The following is a 26,323-nucleotide window of genomic DNA, read 5'->3' as shown; positions in this document are numbered from 1 at the left end:
TTCGTCTGCTCCGCCCTTAACAAGACGCCGGTTCCTGCAACGAGGTCTGATCCCGCCATGCGCCGCATTCTTTTCCTGCTGATCTTCGGTCTCGCCGGTCTGGGCGTGTTGCTGTCGCTTGGCATTTGGCAAGTGCAGCGTCTGTCATGGAAACAAGAGGTGCTGGCTGAGATTGAGGATCGAATTTCGGCGAATCCTGTGGATCTGCCAGCGCAGGTGTCAGAAGAAGCGGATAAGTATCTGCCGGTGGTCGTGTCAGGTGAAATGGTTCCCGGGGAAATTCACGTGCTGGTCTCCGTGAAACAGGTTGGGGCGGGTTATCGCATCATCCAGTCTTTCAACACAGGGGATCGTACGATCCTTGTGGATCGGGGCTTCGTTCCAACAACTGCCAAAGACACTGAGCGTTTGACCGGCCCAATGGAGATTGCCGGGAATCTTCACTGGCCGGATGAGATCGACAGTTACACGCCTGAGGCGGATATCGACGCCAATATATGGTTCGCCCGTGACGTACAGAACTTGGCCGCTGCTTTGGGGGCCGAACCAGTTCTGTTGATCGCCCGGTCACAAACCGACCCGAATGTGACGCCCTTACCGGTCGATACGGCGGGCATCCCGAATGATCACCTGCAATATGCAATCACCTGGTTTGGTCTGGCTCTGGTCTGGGCCGCGATGACCGGATACTTCCTGTGGCGCAGCCGTGCCAATTCTGAGAGTGACGCGACATGAAATACATCTCGACCCGTGGCCAAGCGCCTGAACTGACATTTGAAGAGGCGATGCTGACCGGTCTGGCCCGCGACGGCGGCCTGTACCTGCCCGACGAGATCCCGGTGATGTCCCAGGACGAGATCGCCGAACTGGCCGGTTTGCCCTATGAAGAGATCGCCATGCGCGTGATGTGGCCCTATGTCAGCGGCTCATTCACGCAAGACGAGTTCGCAGAGATCATCACACGCGCCTATGCCGGGTTCGGCCACGATGCCCGTGCGCCATTGAAACAGTTGAACGAGAACCACTTCCTGCTGGAGCTGTTCCATGGACCCACGCTGGCTTTCAAAGACTTTGCGATGCAATTGATCGGTCAGCTGTTCCAGGTGGCTTTGAAGCGCCGCAATGACCGCGTGACCATCGTGGGTGCAACCAGTGGTGATACAGGTTCCGCTGCCATTGAGGCGTTCCGGGGGCTGGACGCGGTGGATGTGTTCATCCTGTACCCACATGGCCGCGTGTCCGAGGTGCAGCGGCGACAGATGACAACACCAGCGGACAGCAATGTGCACGCTTTGGCCGTGGATGGTGATTTTGACGATTGTCAGGCCGCGCTGAAGGACATGTTCAACGACTTCGACTTCCGCGACAGCGTGAAACTGGCTGGTGTGAACTCGATCAACTTTGCCCGCGTACTGGCGCAGATCGTGTATTATTTTTCTGCTGCCGTCAGTCTTGGCGCGCCACATCGCAAGGTCAGCTTCACCGTGCCGACCGGCAATTTTGGGGATATTTTTGCAGGCTATCTGGCCAAACGGATGGGCCTGCCCATTGATCGGTTGGTGGTTGCGACAAATCAGAACGATATCCTGCACCGCTGTCTGAGTGGTGAAGGGTATTTCAAGGGAGATACCATCCCCTCGATCAGCCCCTCGATGGACATTCAGGTCAGCTCGAACTTTGAGCGCGCATTGTACTACGCGTATGGCGAGGATGGCAGCGCGGTCGCTCAGTTGATGGACGAGCTCAAGAATGGCGGCTTCAACGTCAGCCAGGGCGCGATGGAGGCGCTGCGTGAGAGTTTCGACTCGGGCCGCGTATCCGAAGATCAGACGCTGGAAACGATCAAGCACACGCTGGCGCATAGCGCGGAACTGGTTTGCCCGCACACCGCCATTGGTATCAAGGTTGCAGAAGAGCACCGAGCGGCTGACGTGCCGATGATCACCCTGGCGACTGCGCACCCTGCAAAGTTCCCGGCGGCTGTCGAGAAGGCGAGCGACGTGCATCCGCCTCTTCCATCCCGCATGTCTGATCTGTATGAACGTCCGGAACGGGTAACCCGCATTGCAAATGATCTGGGTGCCCTCGAGGATCATATCAAAGGGCATATCGCCGAGTGACTGTCAGACAAGACCAACTGAAGAACGGCTTTCGTATCGTCAGTGAACATATGCCGGGGCTGCAATCAGCGGCCATCGGCATCTGGGTGACCGCCGGTGGGCGGCATGAGCGGATCGAGCAAAACGGCATCGCGCATTTCCTTGAACATATGGCGTTCAAGGGAACCGAGCGTCGTTCTGCGCTGCAAATCGCTGAAGCGATTGAGGATGTGGGCGGCTATATCAACGCCTATACCTCGCGCGAGGTGACGGCCTACTACGCGCGTGTTCTCAAGGACGACGTCGCGCTGGCGATGGACGTGATCGGTGACATTGTTCTGAACCCGGTTTTCGATCCGCGTGAGATCGAAGTTGAGCGTGGGGTGATCCTGCAAGAAATCGGTCAGGCCTATGATACGCCGGACGATGTGATCTTTGACTGGCTGCAAGAGCAGAGCTATCACGACCAACCCTTGGGTCGCACTATTCTGGGGCCAACTGAAAAGGTCAGTGCGTTTTCACGCGAGGATCTGTCGGGCTTTGTAGCCGAGCATTACGGCCCCGAGCAGATGATCCTGTCGGCTGCCGGTGCCGTGGATCACGATGCGCTGATGAAAATGGCCGAAGAGATGTTCGGGCATCTGCAACCACGCAAGGGCCTGATCCCGGACGTCGCACGGTTCACCGGAGGTGAGGCACGGCAAGAGAAAGAGTTGGAGCAGGCGCACTTTGCCCTGGCGCTGGAAAGCCCCGGGTACCGCGACGACGCGATTTATACGGCGCAGATTTATTCGACGGCTTTGGGCGGCGGCATGTCCTCACGCTTGTTCCAGGAGGTGAGGGAAACGCGCGGGCTGTGCTACACAATCTTTGCTCAGACCGGTGCTTACGCTGATACTGGTACAACCACGATTTATGCGGGAACCTCGGCGGATCAGGTTGGTGAGTTGGCGACGATCACCATTGATGAGATGAAACGCGCGGCCGAGGACATGAGCGCAGAGGAGGTCGCCCGGGCCCGCGCCCAGATGAAGGCTGGGATGTTGATGGGACTGGAAAGCCCATCGAACCGGGCCGAACGTTTGGCGCGGCTGGTGCAGATTTGGGGTAGGGTGCCCTCGCTTGAGGATACTGTTGCCAAGATCGATGCGGTTGGCACTGAAGATGTGAGAGCCTTTGCAGAAACCATGGCTGTACAGGCTCCGGCAGCTCTGGCGCTTTATGGGCCTGTGTCCGGTGCGCCGAGCTTGACCGAACTGCAGGAGAGGCGGGCGGCGTGATGCTGTTGGGCAGACGCAAGCTGAAACTCGAAACAGCGCGGCTTAGCATGCGCCCGCCTGTACATTCCGATTTCAATAACTGGTCCGCGTTGCGGCGGTCTTCAAAAGACTATCTGACGCCGTGGGAGCCTGTCTGGGCCAGCGATCATCTAAGCCGCAAATCCTTTACCAATCGGGTGTATTGGGCACAGCGTTCAGTCGCCAGTGGTACTGCGATACCGCTGTTCCTGTTTCGCCGCGAGGATGACGTTCTGGTGGGGGCCATCACGCTTGACAATATAAGGCGTGGTCCCGCGCAGGCGGGTACTCTGGGATATTGGACCGGTCAGGCTTTTGCCCGGCAGGGATACATGCGTGAAGCAATTGGTGCGATGGTTCATCACGCCTTTACCCGACTGGATCTGAGCCGGATCGAAGCGGCCTGCTTACCGGAAAACCGGGCTTCGCGCGGGTTGTTGGAAAGCTCGGGCTTCAAATACGAAGGTGTGGCGCAATCTTACCTGCAGATCAACGGGCGGTGGCGGACACACGTTTTGTATGCCAGCCTACGATCCGACAGGCGCGGGAAAACCGACGCGGGTTAGGGGGCGCTGCCCCCGTCGCGGCTCGCCGCGCCTCCCCCGAGGTATTTTTGGCCAGATGAACAAGGGGGCATGACTCGGGCGCGTTCTGCGCTACACTTGGATTATGCGCTGGTTGGTTGCGGCATTGATGGTGATTTCGGGCGGGGCTGTAGCGCAGGAGCGGCGGCCGAGCCATTGCATTGCTATCGCAGATGCAGCGCCGGGTATTGAATACCTTCACAAAGCGGCTTGGCAGGATCCAGTGCCGGAATTTTCCGTGCGGATCAGCTACATCGCGCACGCGTCGTTTCTGATCCAGACGCGGGGTGGGTTGAATGCCGTCACGGATTTTACAGGGTTCATCGGCAGCGCAGATTTGATCCCCGATGTTGTGACGATGAACCATGCCCACAGCACCCATTGGACCGCCCACCCCGACCCGGCGATCCCGAATGTTCTGCCGGGATGGGGAGAGTTCGGGCAGGGCATTGAGCATCATCTTGATCTGGGTGAGATGCTTGTGAGGAATGTTTCGACCGATATCCGGTCAGCCTATGGCGGGGTCGAGGAGCGCGGGAACTCGATCTTTGTATTCGAGGTTGAGGGTTTGTGTATTGGTCATCTGGGTCATCTGCATCATGTGCCATCAGACGAACAGTTTGCCGCTTTGGGGCGGCTGGATGTGGTCATGGCTGCGGTTGATGGGGGGACCACGATGCCCTTGCCGGATATGATCTCGGTTTTGAAGCGGCTGAAGAGTTCGGTGATTATTCCGATGCATTGGTTCTCGGGGTTCTCGCTGGATCGGTTTCTGGTCGATATTCGTGATACATTTCCAGTTGACCGCCAGGGGGTGTCAGAACTCACCGTTTCCCTCAGGGATCTGCCAGACAGGCCGACGGTAATTGTTCTGGAGCCGCAATATCTGATTGATCTGGAATAGGGCTTGCCGCAGCCGCGTTACTTGGGCATTGAAAACGTATGAGTTTGAACCCCGCCGATGCCCGTTTTGCTGCGCTGATCCGTTCGACATTGGGCGAAGATATCCTGCGCCCCGTAGAAGATCGGTATCTGGAAGAACCGCGCGGGCGGTTCGCTGGCCAGATCGGTGTGTTGGCTGTTCCCCGAAACACCGAAGAGGTTGCCGCGTTGGTGCGGTTGGCTGCAGAGGAGCGGGTGCCGGTTGTCCCTTATGGCGGCGGCACAGGTCTGGTAGGCGGGCAGGTGATCTCAGACGGCCCGCCACCTTTGCTGATCTCTTTGGAGGGCATGACAGCTATTCGGTCTGTGTTTCCGACTGAAAACATTCTGATCGCCGAAGCCGGTGCCATTCTGCAAGACGTTCAAGTGGCGGCTGAGGAAGTGGATCGGCTGTTTCCACTGTCATTGGCGGCGCAGGGGTCCTGCCGGATCGGGGGCAATCTGTCGACCAATGCCGGGGGCGTCAACGTACTCCGCTACGGCAACGCGCGCGATCTGTGTCTGGGGCTTGAGGCGGTGCTGCCCAATGGCGAGATTTGGCATGGGCTCAGCCGCTTGCGGAAGGACAACACCGGCTACGACCTGCGCGATCTTCTGATTGGGGCCGAGGGCACATTGGGCATCATCACGGCCGCGTCCCTCAAGCTGTTTCCAAAGCCTGCAGTTCAGGGCACGGCCATGTTTCAGGTGGCTTCACCTGAAGCGGCCATTAACCTGCTTGCGCTGGCACGGGATCAGGTGGGCGAGACTGTCAGCACTTTTGAACTGATCCACCGGCAAGGGTTTGATTTCCTGTCAGAGGTTCTTCCAGACGTCCGCCAACCGTTCAGCACCCGCCCAGAGTGGTGCGTATTGATCGAGCTGGGTCTGGCCGCGGGTCAATCATCTTCAGATGCTTTGGAGACTCTTTATGTTTCTGCCGAAGATCGTGGGCAAGTTCTGGACGGGGTGATTGCGCAAAGCGAAGCCCAACGTGCCGATCTTTGGGCGGTACGCGAACGCATCCCCGAGGCCAATCGGCTGATCGGTTCGGTTTCGAGCCACGATATTTCGGTTCCGATTTCCAGAATTCCTGGCTTCATTCGCGAAGGTGGAAAGATGATCGCTGAACTTGGCCCGTACCGGATCAATTGCTTTGGGCACCTTGGGGATGGCAACCTGCATTACAATGTATTTCCACCCAATGGGCACAGCCGATCAGAATTTGAAGATCAACGCGGTGTCATCAAACAAGCGGTGCATGATCTGGTTGACGCCCATGACGGCTCGGTCAGTGCGGAACATGGGGTGGGGCGTCTGAAGACCGACGATCTGGAGCGTTATGGCGATCCGGTCAAGCTGAGTGCGATGCGGGCCATCAAGGCAGCTTTGGATCCGCAGGGTATCATGAACCCCGGTGCGGTCCTGAAGGTGTGAACACGGCCCACACCAGGGGCCGTGTCCGACGATCGCTTTACGACGCAGGCAGGATCACCTTGTCGATCACATGGATCACGCCGTTCTTGGTTTCGATATCGGCCTGAACGACGTTCGCGTCATTGACCATCACACCAGAATCCAGATCGATTGTGATGTCGCCGCCCTGAACGGTTGCGGCGGTCATGTCGTCGCTTAGATCACCTGACATGACCTTACCCGGCACAACATGGTAGGTCAGGATCGCAACCAGCTGATCCTTGTTTTCCGGCTTCAGCAGGTTTTCGACTGTGCCTTCAGGCAAAGCCGCAAACGCGTCATCTGTTGGGGCAAACACTGTGAACGGGCCTTCGCCTTTCAGCGTGTCCACCAGTTCGGCGGCCTGCACAGCGGCAACAAGTGTTTCAAAGCTGCCAGCGGCAACTGCTGTGTCAACGATGTCTTTGCCGTGACCATCGGCCAAAGCAGTTGTGCTGAACAGGATTGAGGCGACACCGGCGGCGGCGAGTTTGCGGAACATATGCTAATCTCCCTAGGTTAGAATGCTTCAAGTAGCATCACCCAAGTTACGCAGTAGCCTCACAGCAAGATCACTTGTTTTGAGCCAACTTGCGACTTGATCAACAAGAAATCCGCGCTAAGCCAGCGCGGCTTTTGGTTTCCAGTCACGTTTTTGTGAAGTTCTTTCGATCAGAGCCCTTCAAATTCGCACAGCACATGCACATCCATGTTCATGTCTTCAAGAACTTTGCGGCCTCCCAACTCGGGAAGGTCGATGATGAATGCGCATGAGATAATTTCGCCGCCAAGCCGTTCGATCAGCTTGATGCCTGCCGCCGCCGTGCCGCCTGTGGCCAGCAGATCATCGACCACCAGAATCTTTTCTCCGGGTTGGATGGCATCGTCGTGGATTTCGACAATGGCCTCACCGTATTCAAGTTTATAGTCTTGGCTGATTGTGGTTCCGGGCAGTTTGCCTTTTTTACGGATCGGCACAAAACCAACACTCAGCTGATGCGCAATCGCACCGCCCAGGATAAATCCCCGCGCTTCAAGCCCAACCACCTTGTCGATCTGCTCACCGGCGTAGGGGTGCAGCATCTGGTCGATCGCCATCCGAAACCCGCGCGGGTCGGCAAAAAGGGTTGTTACATCGCGAAACATGATCCCTTCGTGGGGGAAATCGACGATGGTTCGGATGTAATCTTTGACAGATTTATTTCTGGACATAGGCCAACCCTTTTAGCGGCAAAACACGCAAGGGTTTTTGGCCTATCAAACGACACCATGCAAGATGCCATTCCGGCGCACGGTCAGGAACGGCGGGTCACGATAGCCTTGGGCAGGCTTTTGTAGCGATACAGCGTGGCGGGCAACCAAGACAGGTGCGGTTTGCGCCAATTGCGTTGATCTCGCAATAGAAATGCCTGAGCAGTATGAAGGTTCATTGCCATATTCCTTTTATTGTTGTTAAGTGCCCGATAACGACAATCACTATGCTATGTATATACAATGCATCGCCTAAAATTGCAAGATGATGTTGGGGACAGCGCGCGTGGCTAAGAAAGACGGCAAGGGATCGACCAAAAAAAACAGTCAACTGGTCCTGCGCTTGGACAAGGATGAGCGCGACGCTTTTGTGGAGTTGTGCAAAGAACTGGATACGTCAGCCGCGCGCGAAATCCGCCGGTTTATTCGTGGTTTCATGAAAGAACACGCCGAGGACTAAGCGCGCCTCAGGCCGGGCGGCGCAGAACAGCCGTCGCGACCCCCATTCCGATCAAAGTCAGCCCACCAAATCGCGTCATTGCTGTAATAACGCTGGCACGGCCAATCACGCGCCGCAGCCGGTCGGCCAGCAGCGCATAAGCCAACGCGTTCAGCCAGGCCAGCCCCACGAATGTCGCGATCAGGATGACGAATTGGGGACCCAGCGGATCGGCTGGACGCAGGAACTGCGGAACAAAGGCGATGAAAAAGGCAATGGACTTCGGGTTCAGTGCGGTCACCGCAGCGGCGTGCCCAAACACGTTGCGCGCCGATACATCGTTGTCGGTATCGACCGCGTTCAGCCCGCCGGACGGTGCGCTTCGCAGCAGTTTGATCCCAAGCCAGACCAGATAGGCTGCCCCGATCCATTTGAGCAATGAAAACAAGGTGGCGGATGCCAGCACCAGCGCGCCCAACCCCAACAGTGAGGCGGTCATCGCGATAAGATCCCCCACCGCGACTCCGGTTGCCGAGGCCACAGCAACGCTGCGGCCCTTGGACAGCGCATAGCTAAGCACAAGCAACACCGTCGGGCCGGGGATCAGCAGCAAAGCGGTGGACGCGGCGACAAAAGCCAGCCAGAGTTCAAGCGACATGGGGTCTCCTGTAAAGGCGTCGTCACACCAAGCCCTTGTATGAAGCCAACGTCAAGTCTCTGCCTTGATCGTTTGGCTGTTTTTGAGGCGGCAAGATCGAGCACCTGCGCGTTTCTCGCATCTGAATCGCAAAGCTGATGGATTTAAGCAGTGTGGCGACGACTTGAAGTTTAGATGAAGCTTTGCTCATTCATCTTGAAACGGTGCTGAACCTGCCCAGACTAAAGGGTATAACTTCGCAGGAGGCAAAGGTGCAGATCCAAAGTACAGATGCCAATACGATGAGGCGGGTCAATCGCATCAAACGGTTGCTGCTTGGCCTCTTTTTGGCCGGGGGCGTCGTGTATGGGGTCATCGTCGGATACATGTACTTCAACCAGCAATCGCTGCTTTACAAGCCAGACGGTGAATTGCCTGATCCCGCCTCGGTTTCTTTGGCGGATATCGATGTGCTTTCAATTCCTATGTCCGATGGTACGGTTCTGACGGCTTGGGCCGCGCCGGCAGCCGTCGAAGGTGCCCCGACCGTATTGTTCTTTCATGGCCAGAGCGGCAATCTGAGCGATCGCGCGGATCGGTTCCGAGCGATACTGAACAGCGGCTACGGGCTTCTGGCGCCCAGCTATCGCGGGTTTCCCGGCAGCGCAGGCGCGCCGTCCGAGGCGGGTTTGATCTCGGACGGATTAGAGTTGTTTGACCAATTGCGCAGCGCCGGAGAGCCAGTTGTTCTACATGGCCAAAGCCTTGGTACAGGAGTGGCTGCGGCGGTTGCGGCGCAACGGCCCGAGGCCGAGATGCTGGTGCTGGAAGCGCCGTTTACAGCGACCGTGGATGTGGCAGCTGAACGTTACCCTTGGTTGCCCGTATCGGCCCTGATGCGCGACCAGTTCGCCACCCGAGACATCATCGACGCGATCGAGGTGCCGACATTGATCTTCCACGGCACCGACGATCAGACCGTTCCCGTTCATCACGGAGAACGGCTTGCCGACATGGGTGGTGAAAGGGTGGAGTTCTTCTCGGTTCCCGACGGAACCCACAATGACTTGTGGTCACATGGTCTGTGGCAAACTGTTCAGGACCGTTTGCCACAAAGGTAACGTCAGAGAATGCGTCCTGCCACTGCGTCCAGCTTGGCTAACAGCGCAGGGTCGCGTTTATCGGGGGCAGTCAGGATCGCGTATTCCAAGGCCCTGTCACAGCCATGCGGGCAAGGTTCTCGCTCAGCCCCCAGCAATGCAGGCAGACCCTTGACCAAAGCACGACCCTTGTCTGCGTTGCCGGTCAGCGTGGCGATGATGGCGGTCACGTCAACCTCACCATGGTCCGGGTGCCAGCTGTCATAATCCGTGACCATCGCAACCGAGGCGTAACAAAGCTCGGCCTCACGGGCGAGTTTGGCTTCGGGCATGTTGGTCATGCCAATCACATCGCAGCCCCATTGCTCGCGGTACATCTTGGATTCTGCTAGGGATGAGAACTGAGGCCCCTCCATCGCCAGATAGGTGCCGCCACGATGGATATTGATGCCTGCGGCTTTACCTGCTGTTTCGCAGGCGTCTGACAGGCGCGGACAAGTCGGATGCGCCACGCTGACATGAGCCACACAGCCACTTCCGAAAAAGCTCTTATCCCGTGCAAAAGTCCGGTCGATGAACTGATCGACAATCACGAAATCGCCGGGTGCCATATGCTCGCGAAACGATCCGCAGGCTGAAACCGAGATCACATCCGTCACGCCAAGCCGCTTTAACGCGTCGATATTGGCGCGATAGGGCACATCGGTTGGCGAATGCACGTGGCCGCGCCCATGACGCGGCAGAAAGGCCATATCGACACCGTCTAATGAACCGGTCAGGATCTGGTCCGATGGTGTTCCCCAAGGAGTCTCAACCTCGACCCATTCCGCATTTTCCAGCCCGTCGATCTCATAAATGCCTGATCCGCCAATAACGGCAATCTTGGTTTGGGTCAAAGTCCTGCTCCACGTATTGAATTGCTGTTGAATTTTTGCGGGTTGGGGGGCTTTTGACAAGGGGGCTAATCCTGTTTCGGTAACAGGTTGCGCAGACGGGACTGTGTCTTGAAATCAGCCCAGGCTGTGCCGAATGTTTCCAGTGGCCAGGTTAAGTCCTGCGGTTGCCCATGCCTGTCACGAAATAAAAAGCGATACGCGTCCCCGGCCAGCATGGCATCTAACAGGTCTTCGGCACGCTGATCTTCGAAGGTGCAGCCAAGCCCGGTCAGGCAACCGGGACGCCGCGTGCGCCAGATGGTTTCATTACCCTTGTCGATGCGAAACCCGGACGGATTGAAAAGGGTGCCGGGTTCCATTCCGAATTCCACCTTGAAACCTTCGACCTCTGGTGTGATGAAAACGAACTGTGCCGCGAATTTCGGTCTGGGCGAAAACACCTCTGCCCGTCGGATGTAACACCGCTGCTTCAACGCCCCGTGTTCTTCGCGTTCGTCGCAGATCGAATTCCATATCCCGAAAATCTCATGGTGGGTGACCCGCCAATTCCCGGCCGTGTCGTTACCTTCCAGATCCTGGGCCAAAGCGGGCAGGGCTGAGACGAGAAAGAGCATGATCCAACGCATGACCACACTGTTGGTTGGTGAAGCGTAGACCTGCAAGTCACGTTGCCGCGAGGCCGAGGTATGCATCAAGCACATGGCTGCATCCCGCTTGATGCGGTAGCTCAACACCCTTGTGTCCGCTACATAGGCGCCTTCGCGCGAACATAAAACCCTATAGGACTGACCAATGCCCCGAGCCTTGCTGGCAAGTTTTGCCAACCGCGTTGCCATGCCCGATCTGCGCTGGGTGCCTGATGAGGGGCTGACCTTCTCTCGCCTGCGGATCGAACTCTTGTCCGGCCTGACCGTGGCCCTTGCGCTGGTGCCCGAGGCCGTGGCTTTTGCCTTTGTCGCAGGCGTGCACCCGCTTGTTGGTCTCTATGCGGCGTTCCTGGTTGGCCTCATCACGGCACTGATCGGCGGGCGGCCCGGTATGATCTCGGGCGCGACCGGCGCTCTGGCGGTTGTCATGGTGGCGCTGGTGGCCGAACACGGAGTTGAATATCTGTTTGCGACCGTTGTTCTTATGGGAATTCTCCAAGTCATAGCCGGGGCGATGCATTGGGGGCGCTTTATCCGTCTGGTGCCGCATCCGGTGATGCTGGGCTTTGTGAACGGTCTGGCCATCGTGATCTTTCTGGCGCAGATGGGACAGTTCAAGGTGCCCGGAACCATGGAAAACACCGGCCATGGCATGAGCGGAGGGGAATGGCTGTCGGGAATGCAGCTTTATACCATGCTGGGTCTTGTGGCGCTGACAATGGCGGTGATCTGGGTCATGCCGCGTGTCACGCGTATCATTCCTGCGCCTCTGGCAGGAATTCTGGTGGTCGCGGCTCTGGTGATCGGCCTGGGACTGGATGTGCCACGCGTTGGCGATCTTGCCTCGATTGAGGGCGGATTGCCTGCGTTCCACATCCCGATGGTGCCGCTGAACTGGGAAACGTTCGAAATCATTCTGCCTTATGCTGTCATTCTGGCGGCCATTGGTCTGATCGAATCCCTGCTGACCCTGAACCTTGTGGGCGAGATCACGGGTAAACGTGGTGGCGCGTCTCAGGAATGTATCGCGCAGGGTGCGTCGAATATCGTAACCGGGTTCTTTGGCGGCATGGGCGGCTGCGCGATGATTGGTCAGTCGATGATCAACGTGAAATCCGGCGGCCGAACTCGTATCGCCGGTATCGCTGCGGCGCTGTTCCTGCTGGTCTTTATCCTGTTTGCCTCGCCCCTGATCGAACAAATCCCGCTGGCCGCATTGGTCGGTGTGATGTTCATGGTGGTGATCGGCACCTTTGCGTGGAACTCGTTCAAGATCATGCGCAAGGTTCCCACGACAGATGCTTTTGTCATCGTTCTGGTGACCGTCGTGACCGTGATGGAGGACCTTGCGGTTGCCGTTGTGGTCGGCGTCATCGTCTCGGCTCTGGCTTATGCCTGGAACAACGCCAAACGCATTCACGCGGTCACGCGCGACTCTGAGACCGAAAAGGGCGCAAAGGTCTACGAAATTCAAGGACCGCTGTTTTTTGGGTCTTCTGATGGTTTCATCGAACTGTTCGACGTCCCGAACGACCCTGAAACCGTGATCGTCGATTTCGCCGAAAGTCGCGTGGTCGATCAATCAGCCTTGCAGGCCATCGAAAACATCGCCGCGAAATACGAAGCTGCGGGCAAACGCGTCATGCTGCGTCACCTGAGCCGCGATTGTCACAAGCTGCTGAATAAGGCAGGACACCTGATGGTCGACAGCGATGACGACCCGGATTACGAACTGGCGGTCGATTACTCTGTCCGCACCGGTATTCTTGGCGGGCACTAAGTCTTTTGCGAGGCTCTGCCTCGCGCTCCGAGGTATTTTTAGCCAGATGAAGCAGGGGATCCTTTATTCATCTGGCGTCAAATACCTCGGGGGAGTCGCCCGGAACGGGCGGCGGGGGCAGCGCCCCCGGATCACGCTAATCATCTGGGCGATTGAGTGAGAACAACTCGGACACGACCGAGTAATCGCGGTAGCCCAGGCGAGCCAATGGTTGAAACGATGTCACATCAAACTTGCCGTCCCGGATGTGATCATCGTGCAGGTGCACGCCGATTACTTCGCCAAATACAACCCGATTGGCTTCACCGGGCAGAGTGACGATCTGGGTGAGCTTGCATTCCAGTGCAGCGGGTGCCCCTGCAATCCGGGAACATGGAATCGTTTTGCATTCGACAGGTGACAGCCCGGCATGCTCAAACTCATCAACGTCTTTCGGTAGTCCGGCCGAACTGGCGTTCATCGCATCCCGATGAGCATGAGCCACCACGTTGACACAGAAAACGCCGGTCGCTTCGATATTGGCGATGCTGTCCTTACCTCCGTTCTGATCGTGTTTGGTGCCGGTTGTGGCAAACATCACCTGCGGTGGCGTGTAGGCGACGCCATTGAAAAAGGAATAAGGTGCCAGATTGTTGATCCCGTTTGCATCCCGGGTTGAAATCCAGCCGATCGGGCGCGGTGTGATAATGGCGTTGAACGGGTTGTGCGGCAGGCCGTGGCCGTCTTCGGGGCGATAGAACATCTGATCTCCAAGCGTTTGCCCAAGGCGTACCGAAGTGCTAGGGCGAATTCCAGCAAGGAAAAGAGGGCAGGGTGCAGCAATTCGGGATCAGGCCGGAAGAGCCGGACGATTGGTGGGAGGTTGAGGCCCTCTATGACCTGTGCTTTGCGCCGGGTCGTGAGGCTTTGTCGTCTTATCGATTGCGCGATGACGTGCCGCCGGTTGCGGGTCTGTCTTTGGTCGCGCGGGATGGTCAGGGCATTCTGGCCGGTGCAATCCGGTTCTGGCCCGTTCATGTCGGCGATCACGATGCGTTACTGTTGGGGCCCGTCGCCGTACACCCTACTCATCAGGGCGAGGGGCTGGGCGGGTATCTGATCCACGCAGGTGTTGAGGCAGGGCGCACGCGCGGGTGGCAGCGGGTCATGCTGGTGGGTGATGAACCTTACTACAAACGGTTCGGATTCCAGCGTTTAAGCGGGGTCGAGATGCCGCCGCCCACCAATCCTGACAGGGTTTTGGGATTGGAATTGAAACCCGGCGTCTGGTCCGGAGTGCAGGGTGCAGTGACCCGTTGGAGCCGCTGACCTATTGAATCCACGCCGCGCAACGCCGATGTTGATAGACAGGAGGGCGTAGATGCAGAACGTGGTTCTTGTCGAAAACGTGGATGCCGAGGCCGAACTGGATCGTCTGGCGGATCACTACCGATCTGCCGGTGGTGCTGGCGTCAAACTTTTGAACAAGCTGGGCGGATCAGCCGAGTCTTTGCTTGAGCAGTTGCCGGAAACGGTGCGGCTTGGCTTGACCGGAGCTACCGAGCAGGCTTTGTGGCTGGCGATGCACGCCGCGCAAGGTTCACGGCGCGCCGTTCCCGATCAGAAACCCTGGGTGAATACCGCTGTCACGACGGCCATGGGTGCGGCTGGCGGGCTGGGTGGGGTTTCGACAGCTTTGATGGAACTGCCTGCAACAACCGCTATGCTGCTGCGCGCCATTCAAGGGGCTGCGGCGCGCGAAGGCTTTGACCCTACAGCAGAGAACGTGAAATTCGACTGTGTGCGGGTTCTGCCCGCCTCGGGGCCGCTTTCCCATGACGATGGTGCGGATCTTGGCTTTTTCTCGGTTCGCTTGACCCTGACGGGGCCCGCTATGCAGCGCCTGATTGCAGCAGTTGCACCGCGCTTTTCGATTGTGTTGGGCCAAAAGCTGGCGGCTCAGTCCGTACCTGTACTCGGAGCCTTAGCCGGCGGTGGGACGAACTATGTCTACACGCGGTACTACCAGCAGATTGCACGCGTACATTTTGGATTGAGACGTCTGGCAATCGACGCTGATATTCCCCACGACGAACTGGTGCGGCAGCTTTCGGCCCGAATGTAGTTCGCCCATCAAACCTGCGCCTGACTTGGCGATCAACACATTATATGGTATCTTGTAGCATGCCTTGCACCAAATGGGTTCGTTTTGATCCTATGTGCGAAAGGGCTGAATTTTGACCTAAGGAACCGCCAGGTCATGAAACAAACGCTGCTGCGTCTTGAAGATCTTAACGCTGCGGAACAGCCCGTTTTGCAGCAGGCCGCTGCACTGTGTTACCGGATCAAGAACAACCGGCCCGAGGTATTGTTGATCACAACACGCAAGGCACAGCATTGGATTATTCCCAAAGGTTGGTTCATCCCGGGCTTGTCCCCGGCTGAAACGGCCTTGCAGGAAGCGTGGGAAGAAGCAGGGGTCTCCGGCCAAAGCAGCGGGGTTCGGCAGGGGCAGTTTCTTCATCACAAACACCAGTCGAATCGACCGCCCGTGTTGATTCTGGTGGATGTGTTCCCGGTTCACGTGCGGTCCGTTTCGCAGGACTTCCCGGAACAAGGGATGCGCAAACGCAAGTGGTATCCGCTCAAAAAGGCAGCTCTTAAGGTGCATTCACCCGGACTGTCCAATCTGTTACGAGACTTTAAGCCATACGCACATTAAGATCAGGCCCGAGAGGCTTGATATTGTCATTCTGGTCGGTATCTATTCGCCAATCGATTTTTTGGACTGAACATGATTCAATACGCGTTGAAATGCAGTGAAGGCCACACGTTCGACAGTTGGTTCCAATCCGCCGAAGCCTACGACAAACTGGCTGCGGCAGGGATGGTAACCTGCGGGGTCTGCGGATGTGAGCGGGTTGAAAAGGCGATCATGACGCCACGCGTTCGTCCGGCGCGAAACGCGCAACCGAAACTTCAACAACCGCCATCTGCGGAAGAGAAAATCGATGTTGCCACCCCGTCGCCGGAAATTGAGAAAGTTTTGGCCGAGATGCGGCGGCATGTCGAAGAAAACTCGGATTACGTAGGCAAGGATTTTGCCAGCGAGGCGCGCAAGATCCATCTGGGCGAGGCCCCGGATCGCGCCATATACGGAGAGGCCAAGCCAGACGAGGCCAAATCGCTTATCGAAGATGGCGTGCCGGTCGCTCCGCTGCCCTTTGTCCCCAGCAGAAAGACGAACTGACATATGCACGTCGTAATCACCGGCGCCAATCGCGGCATCGGACGCGCTCTGTCTCAGCGCTACAGCGACAGGGGCGACGCTGTTACCGGAACGTCGCGCGACGACGGCGCGCAATTGCGTCTGGACGTAACGGATCCGGTGCAACAGGCGGCAATGGCTGAACGGTTGAAGGATCAGCCCATCGACCTTCTGATCTGCAATGCAGGCGTGTATCTGGACAAGGGCCACACGATCAACGACTACCCGGCCGACATGTGGGCGCAAAGCTTTGCGACCAACGTTACCGGAGTGTTCCTGACCATTCAGGCCCTATTGCCCAATCTTCGCGCGTCAGGCGGCAAGGTGGCGATCCTGTCGTCGCAAATGGCCTCGCATACCCGCGCGCCGGGTGGCAGCTATATCTACCGCGCGTCCAAGGCGGCGGTGCTGAACTTGGGTCGCAACCTGGCGACAGACCTCAAGCAAGACGGTATTGCCGTTGGTATCTATCACCCGGGCTGGGTTCAAACCGATATGGGCGGTGTCGCGGCTGACATTCATGTCGACCAGGCCGTGTCCGGCCTGATGGACCGTTTTGATGACTTGTCACTGTCCACCTCAGGTTGTTTTGAAACCTATGACGGGCAGCCGCACGCTTACTGAGCAACCAGTGCGGCCTTGGGGATCTCGTAGACCTCGCCTGGATCGATATAGATCACCATCAGATCGCCACGCGTTTCATAAGACATTTTCGAGGTCGAGCTGCTGGATTCAGGCACGCCATCTTTGAAATAAATATTGCGCACTTGTCCGCCGCCCAAACCGACTGCAAGCGTTATTGTGCCGTCATCGTGGCGGCGCAGCTCTGCATTACAGCTTTGCAGCGGATCACCTGCATTGGCGGCGCAGGGCACAGTCCCCAATGCGTTCTGGCCATCAGTCCCCGCGACGCTTGCGACTTGGGCCAGGGCAGGCGATGAAAGGAGAGCAACGGCAAGGGCTAGGCGAAACATGTAGAACCTCTTGATTTGGTTGTTGTCCTTAGGCTGACACCACGCCCTTACAAAGTAAAGCGGCCCTGCGCCGCAGGCAGACGCCTTTTGCGCCCTTGCTCTTGGGATGCCCCTCGCATATGAGGCACGGAACCTCTAATCCACGGCGCGGAGACTTTTGCCCCCATGCCCTTACTCGTTATGAAATTCGGTGGCACATCTGTCGCCAATCTGGACCGCATCCGCCGTGCCGCCAAGCGCATTGGTGTCGAAGTTGCCAAAGGCTATGACGTGATCGTCATCGTCTCGGCCATGTCCGGCAAAACCAACGAGCTGGTGGGCTGGGTGAATGAGACATCGCCCCTGTTTGACGCGCGTGAATACGATGCTGTTGTGTCTTCGGGTGAAAACGTCACTGCTGGTCTGATGGCCCTGACCTTGCAGGAAATGGATATTCCCGCACGCAGTTGGCAGGGCTGGCAGGTGCCGCTGCTGACCACCAGCGCGCACAGCCAGGCCCGGATCGAGGAGATCCCGACCGAGAACCTGAACCAGAAGTTCGGGGAAGGCATGAAAGTGGCTGTTGTTGCGGGCTTCCAGGGTCTTAGTCCCGAGGGCCGTATCACCACGTTGGGTCGCGGCGGCTCGGACACCACAGCTGTGGCTTTCGCAGCGGCGTTCGGTGCCGAGCGCTGTGACATCTACACAGATGTGGATGGGGTCTACACCACCGATCCACGCATCTGCGAAAAGGCGCGCAAGCTGGACCGCATTTCGTTCGAAGAAATGCTTGAACTGGCATCGCTGGGCGCAAAAGTGCTGCAAACCCGCTCGGTCGAGCTGGCGATGCGCTATAAAGTGAAACTGCGCGTTCTCTCAAGTTTCGAAGAACAATCCGACGAGGCCGGTACTTTGGTCTGCGACGAGGAGGATATCATGGAATCCAATGTTGTGGCCGGTGTGGCCTATTCCCGTGACGAAGCCAAGATGACCGTCGTATCGGTGGCCGACCGCCCTGGTATCGCCTCGATCATCTTCACTGCGCTCAGCGACGAGGGTGTGAATGTGGACATGATCGTTCAGAACATCTCGGACGAGGGCCGCACGGATATGACATTCTCCTGCCCGACCGATCAGGTGGCACGCGCAGAAAAAGCGTTGCTTGCGATCAAAGAGGCGGGCGAGTTGAACTATGCTGAGTTGGTTGCCGACAATGATGTCTGCAAGGTCTCGGTTGTGGGAATCGGCATGCGCTCGCAGTCGGGTGTTGCGGCCAAAATGTTCAATGTGCTCTCGGATGAGGGGATCAACATCAAGGTCATTACAACCTCTGAGATCAAAATTTCCGTTCTGGTCGACAGGAAATACATGGAACTTGCTGTTCAGGCGCTGCATGATGCCTTTGAACTGGACAAGGCGGCCTGAGCTTTTCAGCCAAGGGTCTCGCCTGACACACTAAACTGGGTGGGCCATGGCGGACGGCACCGAAACAGAATCCCGTAAGCTGCTGCGGCGGTTGCGCGAGGAAATGGCGAGCGAAGCCGCCGGTCAGGAGCGCCTTGATCGGATTACCCACCTGATTGCTGACAGCATCCGGGCCGAGGTGTGCTCGGTCTACCTGTTCCGCGATGAAGAGACGCTGGAACTGTGCGCGACCGAGGGTCTCTCACCTGAATCGGTTCATAAAACGCGAATGCGCATGGGCGAAGGTCTAGTGGGACGCGTCGCCAAGTTCGGAAAAATCGTGAATACGGCGGATGCACCGTCCGAAAAGGGATTCCGGTACATGCCGGAAACCGGCGAAGAACGGTATTCGTCCTTCCTGGGCGTTCCGGTTCAGCGCCTAGGGGAAAAGCTGGGCGTTTTGGTGGTCCAGTCTCGTGAAGTGCGCGAATTTTCCGCTGACGAAGTGTATGCGTTGGAAGTGGTTGCCATGGTTCTGGCCGAAATGGCCGAGCTTGGTGCTTTTGTGGGCGAGGGCGCGGCACTGTCACCGCTGCACCAGCAATCGGTTCTGCTGCGTGGTGGTCAGGCACAGGAAGGGTCTGCGGAAGGACATGTCTGGCTTCATGAGCCCCGCGTCGTAGTCACAAACCCGATTGCCGAAGACCCCCACCGAGAGCGTGAACGGCTGGTCGAAGCGGTCGACGAACTGCGTGTCGGTGTCGACAAGATGCTCGAGATTTCTCAGAACGGCGACACCGAACAGCTTAAAGTGCTGGAAGCCTATCGCATGTTTGCCAATTCCAAAGGCTGGATGCGCCGAATGGAAGAGGACATTGCACTTGGCCTAAGCGCCGAAGCTGCAGTTGAGAAAGAGCAATCGCAGGCGCGGGCGCGCATGGGGCAGGTCACGGACCCCTATCTGCGCGAACGGCTGGCGGATCTGGACGATCTGAGCAACCGCCTGCTGCGCATTCTGACCGGGCAGGGCAAGACCGACAGTGCCGATTTGCCACCTGATCCGATCCTGATCGCCCGCAATATCGGCCCCGGAGACCTGTTGGAATACGGACGGGCGCTGAAGGGGATCGTGCTCGAGGAAGGCTCGGTCGGCAGCCATGCGACCATCGTGGCGCGGGCACTGGCGATTCCTCTTGTGGTGCATGTGGGTCGGATTACGACCGAAGCGTTGAACGGTGATCATATTCTGGTCGATGGGGATCAGGGCGTTGTGCATTTGCGCCCCGAAGATACCGTGGTCAGTGCCTTTCGAGACAAGATCGCCATGCAGGCCAAGGCGCAGGAACGCTATGCCTCGATCCGAGAAACCCCGTGTGTTTCCCGTGATGGTGCGCGCATCAATTTGGTGATGAATGCGGGTCTGATGGCTGACCTGCCGTCGCTGGGAACGTCAGGCGCTGAAGGCGTGGGCCTGTTCCGCACCGAGCTGCAATTCCTGATCCGTAACAAGATGCCGAAACGGTCCGAGCTTGTCACACAATATCAACGTGTTCTGGATGCGGCAGGCGACAAACGGGTGGTGTTCCGCACCCTCGATATCGGGTCGGACAAAGTGTTGCCCTACATGAAACACGTGGCCGAACCAAACCCTGCGCTGGGCTGGCGCGCCATTCGGGTGGGCCTGGACAAACGCGGCGTCATGCGGATGCAGTTGCAAGCGCTTCTACGGGCTGCAAATGGTCGTCCGCTGACCATTATGTTCCCCTTTGTCGCGCAGGCCGACGAGTTCCGCGAAGCCCGGTGGGAGGTGAACAAAACCATCGAGCGTGAGAAACGGTTGGGCCACGTCCTGCCGGAAATGCTTGAGGTCGGCGCGATGCTGGAAACACCATCGCTGGCTTTTGCCCCTCAGAAGTTCTTTGACGAGGTGGACTTCATCTCGATCGGCGGCAATGATCTCAAACAGTTTTTCTTCGCGGCCGACCGTGAAAACGAGCTGGTCCGCCGGCGATATGACACGCTGAATGTCAGTTTCCTGAGCTTAATGGAGCGGATTGTCGAGCGCTGCGATATCTCGGACACCCCCCTCAGCTTCTGTGGCGAAGACGCAGGCCGCCCGGTCGAGGCTCTGTGTCTGGCGGCGATCGGGATACGGACATTGTCGATGCGTCCAGCCTCAATTGGCCCAGTTAAAAGCCTGTTGTTGCGCTGTGACCTGTCGGAGGTGCGTAAAATCATTGCCGACGCCCGCCATCGCGGCGAGCAGAGTGTACGCCCGGCTGTGATGGAATGGCTGCGCAATCAAGGGTAGGGCGCAAAACGATCCAGTTTGGGAAACTCTGCTTGATTTTTTTGCTAGAGCTTTCTATTTGACTGGCAATGTTAGCGATAACAATCTTTGTATTGTGCGGTTTCGTGCCATGCGAGATTGATATCGGCACACTCAGAAGGAGCCCGTGATGGTTTCACGCGTAATTCCGGTAGAACCATTTGATCTGGTGCTGTTTGGGGCGACCGGCGATCTGGCGCAACGCAAGATCCTGCCGGGCTTGTGCCATCGTTTCGCGATTGGTCAAATGCCCGAGGGCGCGCGTATCATCGGTACGGCGCGATCGGAAATTGATAGCGATGGTTTCCGTGATCAGGTCCGCGCCTCGATGCAGAAATTTGCACCAGACTTTTCGTCCGAGACGCTGGATCGGTTTCTGGCACATGTCGAATATGTGCCTGTGGACGCTTTGGGTGAAGGCGGGTGGCCCGATCTAAAAAAGCTGGTGCGTGATGATGTTGTGCGGGCCTTTTATCTTTCCGTTGGGCCAAGTCTGTTTGCTGGCATTGCGCAGCGCTTGCATGACACTGGCTTGGCGACACCCGACAGTCGCATCGTCGTCGAAAAGCCGTTTGGTCATGATCTGGCCTCGGCTAAGGCACTTAACGAGGGTTTGCGCGCCTGTTTCGAAGAGCATCAGATTTATCGGATCGACCATTATCTGGGCAAGGAAACCGTGCAGAACCTGATGGCGCTGCGCTTTGCGAACTCGCTGTTCGAGCCGCTTTGGAATTCCACCCATGTCGATCACGTTCAGATCACAGTGGCCGAGACCGTGGGCGTCGAAGGGCGCGGGGCCTATTACGATCAATCCGGTGCAATGCGGGACATGATCCAGAACCATCTGGTGCAATTGCTGTGCCTTACAGCGATGGAGCCGCCTTCGAAATACGCACCAAACGCCGTGCGTGACGAAAAGGTTAAAGTCATCGAAGCGCTGGAGCCGGTCGAGCCCAAAGATATCGCGCGCGGCCAATACCGGGCGGACAAGGGTGAGGGCGGCTATGTCGATCATGTGGGCAACCCCGCCAGCCGAACCGAAAGCTTCATTGCCCTAAAGGTTCATATTGGTAACTGGCGTTGGGCGGGTGTGCCTTTCTATCTGCGCACCGGCAAACGTCTGCGCGCGCGCGAATCCGAGATTGCGGTGTTCTTCCGGGATCCGCCACATACCATTTTCCCCAATGTCGGCCCCCTGCACGGAAACGTGCTTGTAATCCGTCTGCAACCCGACGAAGGCATTACCCTGCGCACCACGATCAAGGATCCGGGTCCCGGTGGGTTCCGCCTGTCGGACGTGGCACTGGACATGAGCTTTGCCGATGCGCTTGGCGCCGAAGCGCAAGCCCCAGATGCCTATGAGCGGCTGATCATGGATGTCATCCGAGGCGATCAGACGCTGTTCATGCGTGGCGACGAGGCCGAGGCCGCCTGGGCTTGGGTCGATCCCATTATTCAGGGCTGGGAACAGCGCGGCGACCGCCCGTCTCGCTACGATCAGGGCAGTTCCGGCCCCGAAGAAGCACTGATGCTGATGCATCGCGATGGACGCCGCTGGCGTCAGATCGGAGGGTAATCAATGGTACATTCAGTTATTACCGACGTCACCAAACGGATCATAGACCGCAGCGCCGATCTGCGCGGTCCGCATCTGGAACGCATGGAGCAGGCTAAATCCAAAGGCCCGGCCCGTGCGCACCTGTCTTGCAGCGGGCAGGCTCATGCTTACGCAGGCGCCGGTGACGACCAGCAGTCCATGGCAACCGGTACGGCAGGCAATCTGGGAATTGTCACCGCCTATAACGACATGCTGTCGGCGCATCAGCCGTTTGAGCGTTATCCCGAACTGATCCGTCAGGCGATCCGTGCAGCTGGCGGCACCGCGCAGGTCGCGGGTGGGGTTCCGGCGATGTGCGACGGCGTCACGCAAGGTGAGGCGGGGATGGAACTGTCGCTGTTCTCACGCGACGTGATCGCATTGGCGACCGGGGTTGCCCTCAGCCACAACACGTATGACGCCGCGGTCTTCCTTGGGGTCTGCGACAAGATCGTCCCCGGACTGATCATCGGCGCGCAGGCTTTTGGCCACCTGCCAGCCGTTTTCCTGCCCGCAGGTCCGATGACCAGCGGGTTGCCGAACGACGAAAAAGCCAAGGTCCGCCAACAATTCGCGGCCGGAGAGGTGGGCCGCGATGCGCTCATGAAGGCGGAAATGGCCGCTTATCATGGCCCCGGCACCTGCACCTTTTATGGCACGGCTAACACGAACCAGATGCTGATGGAGTTCATGGGCCTGCACCTGCCGGGCTCCAGCTTTGTCAATCCAAATACGCCCTTGCGTGATGCCTTGACCGAGGAAGGTGCACGCCGCGCCCTGTCGCTCAGCGCGCTGGGCAACCATTACACACCTGTGTGCCAAATCCTTGACGAACGTGCCTTTGTGAACGGCATCGTGGGTCTGATGGCAACAGGTGGATCGACCAACCTGCTGATCCACCTGATCGCTATGGCGCGGGCAGGCGGTATCGTTTTGGATTGGGAAGATTTTTCCGAAATCTCTGCCGTGGTGCCTTTGGTTGCGCGGGTTTATCCCAACGGTCTGGCGGACGTGAACCACTACCATGCCGCCGGAGGGCTTGGGTATACCATCGGCACTCTGCTTGAGAACGGTCTACTACACCCCGATACCCTTACGGTAGCAGGGCAGGGCCTGCACAATTACACCAAGGAACCCAAACTGATGGACGGAGACCTTGTCTGGCAAGACGGCACCGACCACAGCCTGAACGAAAAGATTTTGCGCCCGGCCAATGATCCGTTCCAACCAACCGGAGGTCTGTCGCGCCTGACGGGCAACTTAGGCACCGGTGTTATGAAGGTTTCAGCCGTTGCCCCCGAACATCAGCTGGTCGAAGCACCGGTACGCGTGTTCCATGATCAGGATGACGTCAAAGCGGCCTTTAAGGCCGGGGAGTTCACGGATGACGTCATCGTTGTCGTGCGTTTCCAAGGACCCAAAGCGAATGGGATGCCTGAATTGCATTCGCTGACCCCTATTCTGTCGATCCTGCAAGGCCGGGGTCAAAAGGTGGCGCTTGTCACAGATGGCCGTATGTCCGGTGCGTCGGGCAAAGTCCCCGCTGCCATCCATGTCTGTCCCGAGGCGCTGGACGGTGGTGCCATAGCGCGCCTGCAGGATGGCGACATCCTGCGTGTTGATGCGGTGCAGGGTCAGTTGGAAATCCTGACCGAAGGCGTGCTGGACCGCCCCGTTGCCACCGCCGACCTGTCAGCAAATCAACACGGTGTCGGGCGTGACCTTTTTGGTGCGTTCCGGCTGAATGTCGGATCTGCCGACACAGGCGCCAGCATATTCGGAGCATAAGTGATGACGAAATCCCAACGCACCCGCGAAATCTGCGCTCTTGCGCCTATTGTGCCTGTCCTGGTGATCGATGACGCAGCGCATGCGCGCCCTTTGGCTGAAGCGCTGGTGGCTGGCGGCTTGCCCGCGCTTGAAGTCACACTGCGCACACCGGCTGCATTGGATGCAATCCGGGCCATGGCAGAAGTGCCCGGCGGTGTTGTAGGCGCAGGTACACTGGTCACCCCCGAGGATGTCCGTGCAGCCAAAGAAGCGGGCGCTCAGTTTGGTGTCTCTCCGGGCGCAACTGACGCGCTGATCGCAGCGTGCGAGGCAGAGGGCCTGCCGCTGTTGCCCGGCGCTGCCACAGCAACCGAAGCGATGGAGTTGTTAGGAAAAGGCTACGACATGCTGAAATTCTTCCCGGCCGAGGCTTCGGGCGGGGCACCGGCATTGAAAGCAATCGGTGCGCCTCTGCCGCAGATCAGCTTCTGCCCTACAGGTGGTGTGTCCCCTTCTAACGCCCGCGATTACCTGACATTGTCCAACGTGGTCTGTGCTGGCGGCAGCTGGGTTGCGCCAAAGGATCTGGTTATAGCCGGGGATTGGGCGGGTATTGAAGCGCTGGCAAGCGAAGCCTCGAAGCTGATGGATTGACGCCGCCAAAACCCTTGCTAGGGTGTGCATCAATTCAGACAGGTTGATCTTATGACAAACCAAATTTCGCTCGTGCAAGGGCGCGAGTATTTGGCCATTCCCGGCCCGTCGGTCATGCCCGACGCCGTATTACAAGCCATGCACCGCCCGTCGCCAAATATTTATGACGGTGAACTGGTCGAGATGATGCCCGCGCTGATCACTGATCTAAAGCGCGTCGCACAGACACGACATAATGTGGCAATCTACATTGCCAACGGTCACGGTACCTGGGAAGCAGCACTTTCCAATGTGATCGCGCCGGGTGAAACAGTGCTTGCCCCGGCATCTGGCCGATTCACCCACGGATGGGCTGAAATGGCTGAAGGGGTGGGGGCCAAGGTTCAACTGCTCGACTTTGGAACCGCCTCAGCGTGGGATTTTGACCAAATCGACGATGCGTTGCGCGCGGATAAAGACCATCAGATCAAAGCCGTGCTAGCGGTTCATGTGGACACGTCCAGCTCGATCCGCAACGACATCCCTACGCTTCGCCGACTTCTGGATGATCTCGGTCACCCGGCATTGCTGATGGCTGATTGTATTGCCTCTTTGGGATGCGACCGGTTTGAGATGGATGACTGGGGCGTAGACGTAACAGTCAGTGCCTGCCAAAAGGGTCTGATGACCCCAGCCGGTTTGGGATTTGTTTTCTTTAACGACAAAGCTCAGGCCAAGCGGGCCGCAATGCCGCGCGTGTCGCAGTATTGGGACTGGCAGCCGCGCGCAAACCCAGACCTTTTCTACCAGTATTTCAATGGGACAGCGCCGACGCATCATCTCTACGGTCTGCGCGCCGCGCTGGATCTGATCCATGCCGAGGGGATCGAACACGTTTGGGCCCGGCATGAACATCTGGCCAAAGCGATCTGGGCCGCGTGCGAAACCTGGGCGCAAGGCGGGGCTTTGCATCTCAACGTCACCGACCGTGCCCACCGCAGCCGTGCAGTCACGTCGTTGCGCCTGAGTGATGGCAGGGGTACCCCTTTGCGCGCCTACACCGAAAACCAATTGGGTTTGACGCTTGGTATCGGTTTGGGGATGGAGGACTACGACGGCTGTTTCCGTCTCGGCCACATGGGGCATGTGAACGGGCAAATGATCATGGCGATGCTAGGGGGCATGGAAACCGCATTGGCTGCGTTGGACATCCCCCGAGGCGTAGGAGCGCTAGAGGCCGCCGCAACGACGCTTGCGACATAAACTAAGCCAAGCGATTGAAG

28 protein-coding genes are annotated in these 26,323 nt (G+C 58.0%); 20 read left to right on the top strand and 8 right to left on the bottom strand.

Translation table 11 applies throughout. The features are described 5' to 3' along the window. Nucleotides 1-57: 57 nt before the first annotated feature. The 6 genes from GOV90_RS05340 to GOV90_RS05315 all read left to right on the top strand — a co-directional run bounded on the left by GOV90_RS05340 (nt 58) and on the right by GOV90_RS05315 (nt 6,339). Nucleotides 58-735 carry an SURF1 family protein gene (locus GOV90_RS05340; RefSeq protein WP_171094144.1) on the top strand — a complete coding sequence of 226 codons (678 nt, stop codon included), beginning with the start codon at nt 58-60 and terminating at the stop codon, nt 733-735. After that, a complete protein-coding gene (gene thrC, locus GOV90_RS05335) occupies nt 732-2,120 on the top strand; it encodes a threonine synthase (protein ID WP_171094143.1) in 1,389 nt (462 codons plus the stop codon). Before GOV90_RS05340 ends, thrC begins: the two co-directional genes overlap by 4 nt. After that, complete coding sequence (locus GOV90_RS05330) at nt 2,117-3,379, top strand: pitrilysin family protein (RefSeq protein WP_171094141.1); 1,263 nt, start codon at nt 2,117-2,119, stop codon at nt 3,377-3,379. Before thrC ends, GOV90_RS05330 begins: the two co-directional genes overlap by 4 nt. After that, the gene (locus tag GOV90_RS05325) at nt 3,379-3,963 is read left to right on the top strand and encodes a GNAT family N-acetyltransferase (RefSeq protein ID WP_171094139.1); all 585 of its coding nucleotides are present in this window, start codon (nt 3,379-3,381) and stop codon (nt 3,961-3,963) included. Before GOV90_RS05330 ends, GOV90_RS05325 begins: the two co-directional genes overlap by 1 nt. A 103-nt stretch (nt 3,964-4,066) precedes the next feature. Beyond that, a complete protein-coding gene (locus GOV90_RS05320; RefSeq protein WP_171094137.1) occupies nt 4,067-4,885 on the top strand; it encodes an MBL fold metallo-hydrolase in 819 nt (272 codons plus the stop codon). Between the two features lie 38 nt (nt 4,886-4,923). Further along, the gene (locus GOV90_RS05315; protein ID WP_171094135.1) at nt 4,924-6,339 is read left to right on the top strand and encodes an FAD-binding oxidoreductase; all 1,416 of its coding nucleotides are present in this window, start codon (nt 4,924-4,926) and stop codon (nt 6,337-6,339) included. A 37-nt stretch (nt 6,340-6,376) separates the two neighbouring features. On the opposite strand, the gene GOV90_RS05310 is transcribed toward GOV90_RS05315, so the two are convergent. The 3 genes from GOV90_RS05310 to GOV90_RS21300 all read right to left on the bottom strand — a co-directional run bounded on the left by GOV90_RS05310 (nt 6,377) and on the right by GOV90_RS21300 (nt 7,787). Beyond that, nucleotides 6,377-6,859: a fasciclin domain-containing protein gene (locus tag GOV90_RS05310; RefSeq protein ID WP_171094133.1), complete on the bottom strand. Its 483-nt coding sequence runs from the start codon at nt 6,857-6,859 to the stop codon at nt 6,377-6,379. Between the two features lie 170 nt (nt 6,860-7,029). Beyond that, nucleotides 7,030-7,569 carry an adenine phosphoribosyltransferase gene (locus tag GOV90_RS05305; RefSeq protein WP_171094131.1) on the bottom strand — a complete coding sequence of 180 codons (540 nt, stop codon included), beginning with the start codon at nt 7,567-7,569 and terminating at the stop codon, nt 7,030-7,032. A gap of 83 nt (nt 7,570-7,652) precedes the next feature. Then, nucleotides 7,653-7,787 carry a hypothetical protein gene (locus GOV90_RS21300; protein ID WP_256367903.1) on the bottom strand — a complete coding sequence of 45 codons (135 nt, stop codon included), beginning with the start codon at nt 7,785-7,787 and terminating at the stop codon, nt 7,653-7,655. 107 nt (nt 7,788-7,894) lie between these two features. Here GOV90_RS21300 and GOV90_RS05300 point away from each other — a divergent pair, with 107 nt between their 5' ends. Next, the gene (locus GOV90_RS05300; protein WP_170384937.1) at nt 7,895-8,068 is read left to right on the top strand and encodes a hypothetical protein; all 174 of its coding nucleotides are present in this window, start codon (nt 7,895-7,897) and stop codon (nt 8,066-8,068) included. 7 nt (nt 8,069-8,075) lie between these two features. Here the strand turns inward: GOV90_RS05300 and GOV90_RS05295 are convergent, their stop codons facing one another. Next, nucleotides 8,076-8,705: a LysE family translocator gene (locus GOV90_RS05295; protein ID WP_171094128.1), complete on the bottom strand. Its 630-nt coding sequence runs from the start codon at nt 8,703-8,705 to the stop codon at nt 8,076-8,078. 251 nt (nt 8,706-8,956) lie between these two features. On the opposite strand from GOV90_RS05295, the gene GOV90_RS05290 reads away from it, so the two are divergent. After that, nucleotides 8,957-9,805 carry an alpha/beta hydrolase gene (locus tag GOV90_RS05290; RefSeq protein ID WP_256367904.1) on the top strand — a complete coding sequence of 283 codons (849 nt, stop codon included), beginning with the start codon at nt 8,957-8,959 and terminating at the stop codon, nt 9,803-9,805. Nucleotides 9,806-9,807: 2 nt separating this feature from the next. On the opposite strand, the gene GOV90_RS05285 is transcribed toward GOV90_RS05290, so the two are convergent. Beyond that, entirely contained in the window at nt 9,808-10,680 is an 873-nt protein-coding gene (locus GOV90_RS05285) for an S-methyl-5'-thioadenosine phosphorylase (RefSeq protein WP_171094125.1), read from the bottom strand. 65 nt (nt 10,681-10,745) lie between these two features. Next, nucleotides 10,746-11,411, bottom strand: a complete 666-nt coding sequence (locus GOV90_RS05280) for a hypothetical protein (protein WP_253284681.1) — start codon at nt 11,409-11,411, stop codon at nt 10,746-10,748. 61 nt (nt 11,412-11,472) lie between these two features. Between GOV90_RS05280 and GOV90_RS05275 the strand changes: the two genes are divergently transcribed. Continuing rightward, a complete protein-coding gene (locus tag GOV90_RS05275; RefSeq protein WP_171094123.1) occupies nt 11,473-13,107 on the top strand; it encodes a SulP family inorganic anion transporter in 1,635 nt (544 codons plus the stop codon). 136 nt (nt 13,108-13,243) lie between these two features. Here the strand turns inward: GOV90_RS05275 and GOV90_RS05270 are convergent, their stop codons facing one another. Next, complete coding sequence (locus tag GOV90_RS05270; RefSeq protein ID WP_171094121.1) at nt 13,244-13,849, bottom strand: flavin reductase family protein; 606 nt, start codon at nt 13,847-13,849, stop codon at nt 13,244-13,246. A 71-nt stretch (nt 13,850-13,920) separates the two neighbouring features. Between GOV90_RS05270 and GOV90_RS05265 the strand changes: the two genes are divergently transcribed. The 5 genes from GOV90_RS05265 (at nt 13,921) to GOV90_RS05245 (ending at nt 16,978) form a co-directional block, all read left to right on the top strand. Continuing rightward, on the top strand, nt 13,921-14,415 hold the full coding sequence (locus GOV90_RS05265; protein WP_171094120.1) for a GNAT family N-acetyltransferase: 495 nt from the start codon (nt 13,921-13,923) through the stop codon (nt 14,413-14,415). Between the two features lie 52 nt (nt 14,416-14,467). Beyond that, nucleotides 14,468-15,211: an EcsC family protein gene (locus tag GOV90_RS05260; RefSeq protein WP_171172821.1), complete on the top strand. Its 744-nt coding sequence runs from the start codon at nt 14,468-14,470 to the stop codon at nt 15,209-15,211. Nucleotides 15,212-15,346: 135 nt separating this feature from the next. After that, nucleotides 15,347-15,808, top strand: a complete 462-nt coding sequence (locus tag GOV90_RS05255; protein WP_171094116.1) for an NUDIX hydrolase — start codon at nt 15,347-15,349, stop codon at nt 15,806-15,808. Nucleotides 15,809-15,880: 72 nt separating this feature from the next. Further along, the gene (locus GOV90_RS05250; protein ID WP_171094114.1) at nt 15,881-16,336 is read left to right on the top strand and encodes a DUF1178 family protein; all 456 of its coding nucleotides are present in this window, start codon (nt 15,881-15,883) and stop codon (nt 16,334-16,336) included. A 3-nt stretch (nt 16,337-16,339) separates the two neighbouring features. Beyond that, nucleotides 16,340-16,978 carry an SDR family oxidoreductase gene (locus GOV90_RS05245; RefSeq protein WP_171094112.1) on the top strand — a complete coding sequence of 213 codons (639 nt, stop codon included), beginning with the start codon at nt 16,340-16,342 and terminating at the stop codon, nt 16,976-16,978. On the opposite strand, the gene GOV90_RS05240 is transcribed toward GOV90_RS05245, so the two are convergent. Further along, nucleotides 16,972-17,328, bottom strand: coding sequence for a hypothetical protein (locus tag GOV90_RS05240; RefSeq protein ID WP_171094110.1), 357 nt, complete (start codon nt 17,326-17,328; stop codon nt 16,972-16,974). The two genes, GOV90_RS05245 and GOV90_RS05240, sit on opposite strands and share 7 nt — an antisense overlap. Before the next feature lie 165 nt (nt 17,329-17,493). Here GOV90_RS05240 and GOV90_RS05235 point away from each other — a divergent pair, with 165 nt between their 5' ends. The 6 genes from GOV90_RS05235 to GOV90_RS05210 all read left to right on the top strand — a co-directional run bounded on the left by GOV90_RS05235 (nt 17,494) and on the right by GOV90_RS05210 (nt 26,303). Further along, nucleotides 17,494-18,732 (top strand): aspartate kinase, encoded by a 1,239-nt coding sequence (locus GOV90_RS05235; RefSeq protein WP_171094108.1) that lies wholly within the window; start codon nt 17,494-17,496, stop codon nt 18,730-18,732. Nucleotides 18,733-18,778: 46 nt separating this feature from the next. Then, nucleotides 18,779-21,022, top strand: coding sequence for a phosphoenolpyruvate--protein phosphotransferase (gene ptsP / locus GOV90_RS05230; protein ID WP_171094107.1), 2,244 nt, complete (start codon nt 18,779-18,781; stop codon nt 21,020-21,022). Between the two features lie 148 nt (nt 21,023-21,170). Continuing rightward, a complete protein-coding gene (zwf, locus tag GOV90_RS05225; RefSeq protein ID WP_171094104.1) occupies nt 21,171-22,616 on the top strand; it encodes a glucose-6-phosphate dehydrogenase in 1,446 nt (481 codons plus the stop codon). Nucleotides 22,617-22,619: 3 nt separating this feature from the next. Continuing rightward, a complete protein-coding gene (gene edd / locus GOV90_RS05220) occupies nt 22,620-24,425 on the top strand; it encodes a phosphogluconate dehydratase (protein ID WP_171094101.1) in 1,806 nt (601 codons plus the stop codon). Between the two features lie 3 nt (nt 24,426-24,428). Continuing rightward, nucleotides 24,429-25,061, top strand: coding sequence for a bifunctional 4-hydroxy-2-oxoglutarate aldolase/2-dehydro-3-deoxy-phosphogluconate aldolase (locus GOV90_RS05215; protein ID WP_171094100.1), 633 nt, complete (start codon nt 24,429-24,431; stop codon nt 25,059-25,061). A gap of 51 nt (nt 25,062-25,112) precedes the next feature. Beyond that, nucleotides 25,113-26,303, top strand: coding sequence for an alanine--glyoxylate aminotransferase family protein (locus GOV90_RS05210; protein ID WP_171094098.1), 1,191 nt, complete (start codon nt 25,113-25,115; stop codon nt 26,301-26,303). Nucleotides 26,304-26,323: the final 20 nt, after the last annotated feature.

The sequence above is a fragment of the Ruegeria sp. HKCCA5929 genome, assembly GCF_013034525.1.
Taxonomy (GTDB): domain Bacteria; phylum Pseudomonadota; class Alphaproteobacteria; order Rhodobacterales; family Rhodobacteraceae; genus Ruegeria.
This window is presented reverse-complemented; position numbering and strand designations above follow the sequence as displayed.

Excerpts from the sequence above, each read along its gene's own strand:
- GOV90_RS05340 (WP_171094144.1), top strand. The coding sequence starts at position 58 with ATGCGCCGCATTCTTTTCCTGCTGATCTTCGGTCTCGCCGGTCTGGGC.
- thrC (WP_171094143.1), top strand. The coding sequence starts at position 732 with ATGAAATACATCTCGACCCGTGGCCAAGCGCCTGAACTGACATTTGAA.
- GOV90_RS05325 (WP_171094139.1), top strand. The coding sequence starts at position 3,379 with ATGCTGTTGGGCAGACGCAAGCTGAAACTCGAAACAGCGCGGCTTAGC.
- GOV90_RS05320 (WP_171094137.1), top strand. The coding sequence starts at position 4,067 with ATGCGCTGGTTGGTTGCGGCATTGATGGTGATTTCGGGCGGGGCTGTA.
- GOV90_RS05315 (WP_171094135.1), top strand. The coding sequence starts at position 4,924 with ATGAGTTTGAACCCCGCCGATGCCCGTTTTGCTGCGCTGATCCGTTCG.
- GOV90_RS05310 (WP_171094133.1), bottom strand. The coding sequence starts at position 6,859 with ATGTTCCGCAAACTCGCCGCCGCCGGTGTCGCCTCAATCCTGTTCAGC.
- GOV90_RS05305 (WP_171094131.1), bottom strand. The coding sequence starts at position 7,569 with ATGTCCAGAAATAAATCTGTCAAAGATTACATCCGAACCATCGTCGAT.
- GOV90_RS21300 (WP_256367903.1), bottom strand. The coding sequence starts at position 7,787 with ATGAACCTTCATACTGCTCAGGCATTTCTATTGCGAGATCAACGCAAT.
- GOV90_RS05295 (WP_171094128.1), bottom strand. The coding sequence starts at position 8,705 with ATGTCGCTTGAACTCTGGCTGGCTTTTGTCGCCGCGTCCACCGCTTTG.
- GOV90_RS05275 (WP_171094123.1), top strand. The coding sequence starts at position 11,473 with ATGCCCCGAGCCTTGCTGGCAAGTTTTGCCAACCGCGTTGCCATGCCC.
- GOV90_RS05270 (WP_171094121.1), bottom strand. The coding sequence starts at position 13,849 with ATGTTCTATCGCCCCGAAGACGGCCACGGCCTGCCGCACAACCCGTTC.
- GOV90_RS05260 (WP_171172821.1), top strand. The coding sequence starts at position 14,468 with ATGCAGAACGTGGTTCTTGTCGAAAACGTGGATGCCGAGGCCGAACTG.
- GOV90_RS05255 (WP_171094116.1), top strand. The coding sequence starts at position 15,347 with ATGAAACAAACGCTGCTGCGTCTTGAAGATCTTAACGCTGCGGAACAG.
- GOV90_RS05250 (WP_171094114.1), top strand. The coding sequence starts at position 15,881 with ATGATTCAATACGCGTTGAAATGCAGTGAAGGCCACACGTTCGACAGT.
- GOV90_RS05245 (WP_171094112.1), top strand. The coding sequence starts at position 16,340 with ATGCACGTCGTAATCACCGGCGCCAATCGCGGCATCGGACGCGCTCTG.
- GOV90_RS05240 (WP_171094110.1), bottom strand. The coding sequence starts at position 17,328 with ATGTTTCGCCTAGCCCTTGCCGTTGCTCTCCTTTCATCGCCTGCCCTG.
- GOV90_RS05235 (WP_171094108.1), top strand. The coding sequence starts at position 17,494 with ATGCCCTTACTCGTTATGAAATTCGGTGGCACATCTGTCGCCAATCTG.
- ptsP (WP_171094107.1), top strand. The coding sequence starts at position 18,779 with ATGGCGGACGGCACCGAAACAGAATCCCGTAAGCTGCTGCGGCGGTTG.
- zwf (WP_171094104.1), top strand. The coding sequence starts at position 21,171 with ATGGTTTCACGCGTAATTCCGGTAGAACCATTTGATCTGGTGCTGTTT.
- edd (WP_171094101.1), top strand. The coding sequence starts at position 22,620 with ATGGTACATTCAGTTATTACCGACGTCACCAAACGGATCATAGACCGC.
- GOV90_RS05215 (WP_171094100.1), top strand. The coding sequence starts at position 24,429 with ATGACGAAATCCCAACGCACCCGCGAAATCTGCGCTCTTGCGCCTATT.
- GOV90_RS05210 (WP_171094098.1), top strand. The coding sequence starts at position 25,113 with ATGACAAACCAAATTTCGCTCGTGCAAGGGCGCGAGTATTTGGCCATT.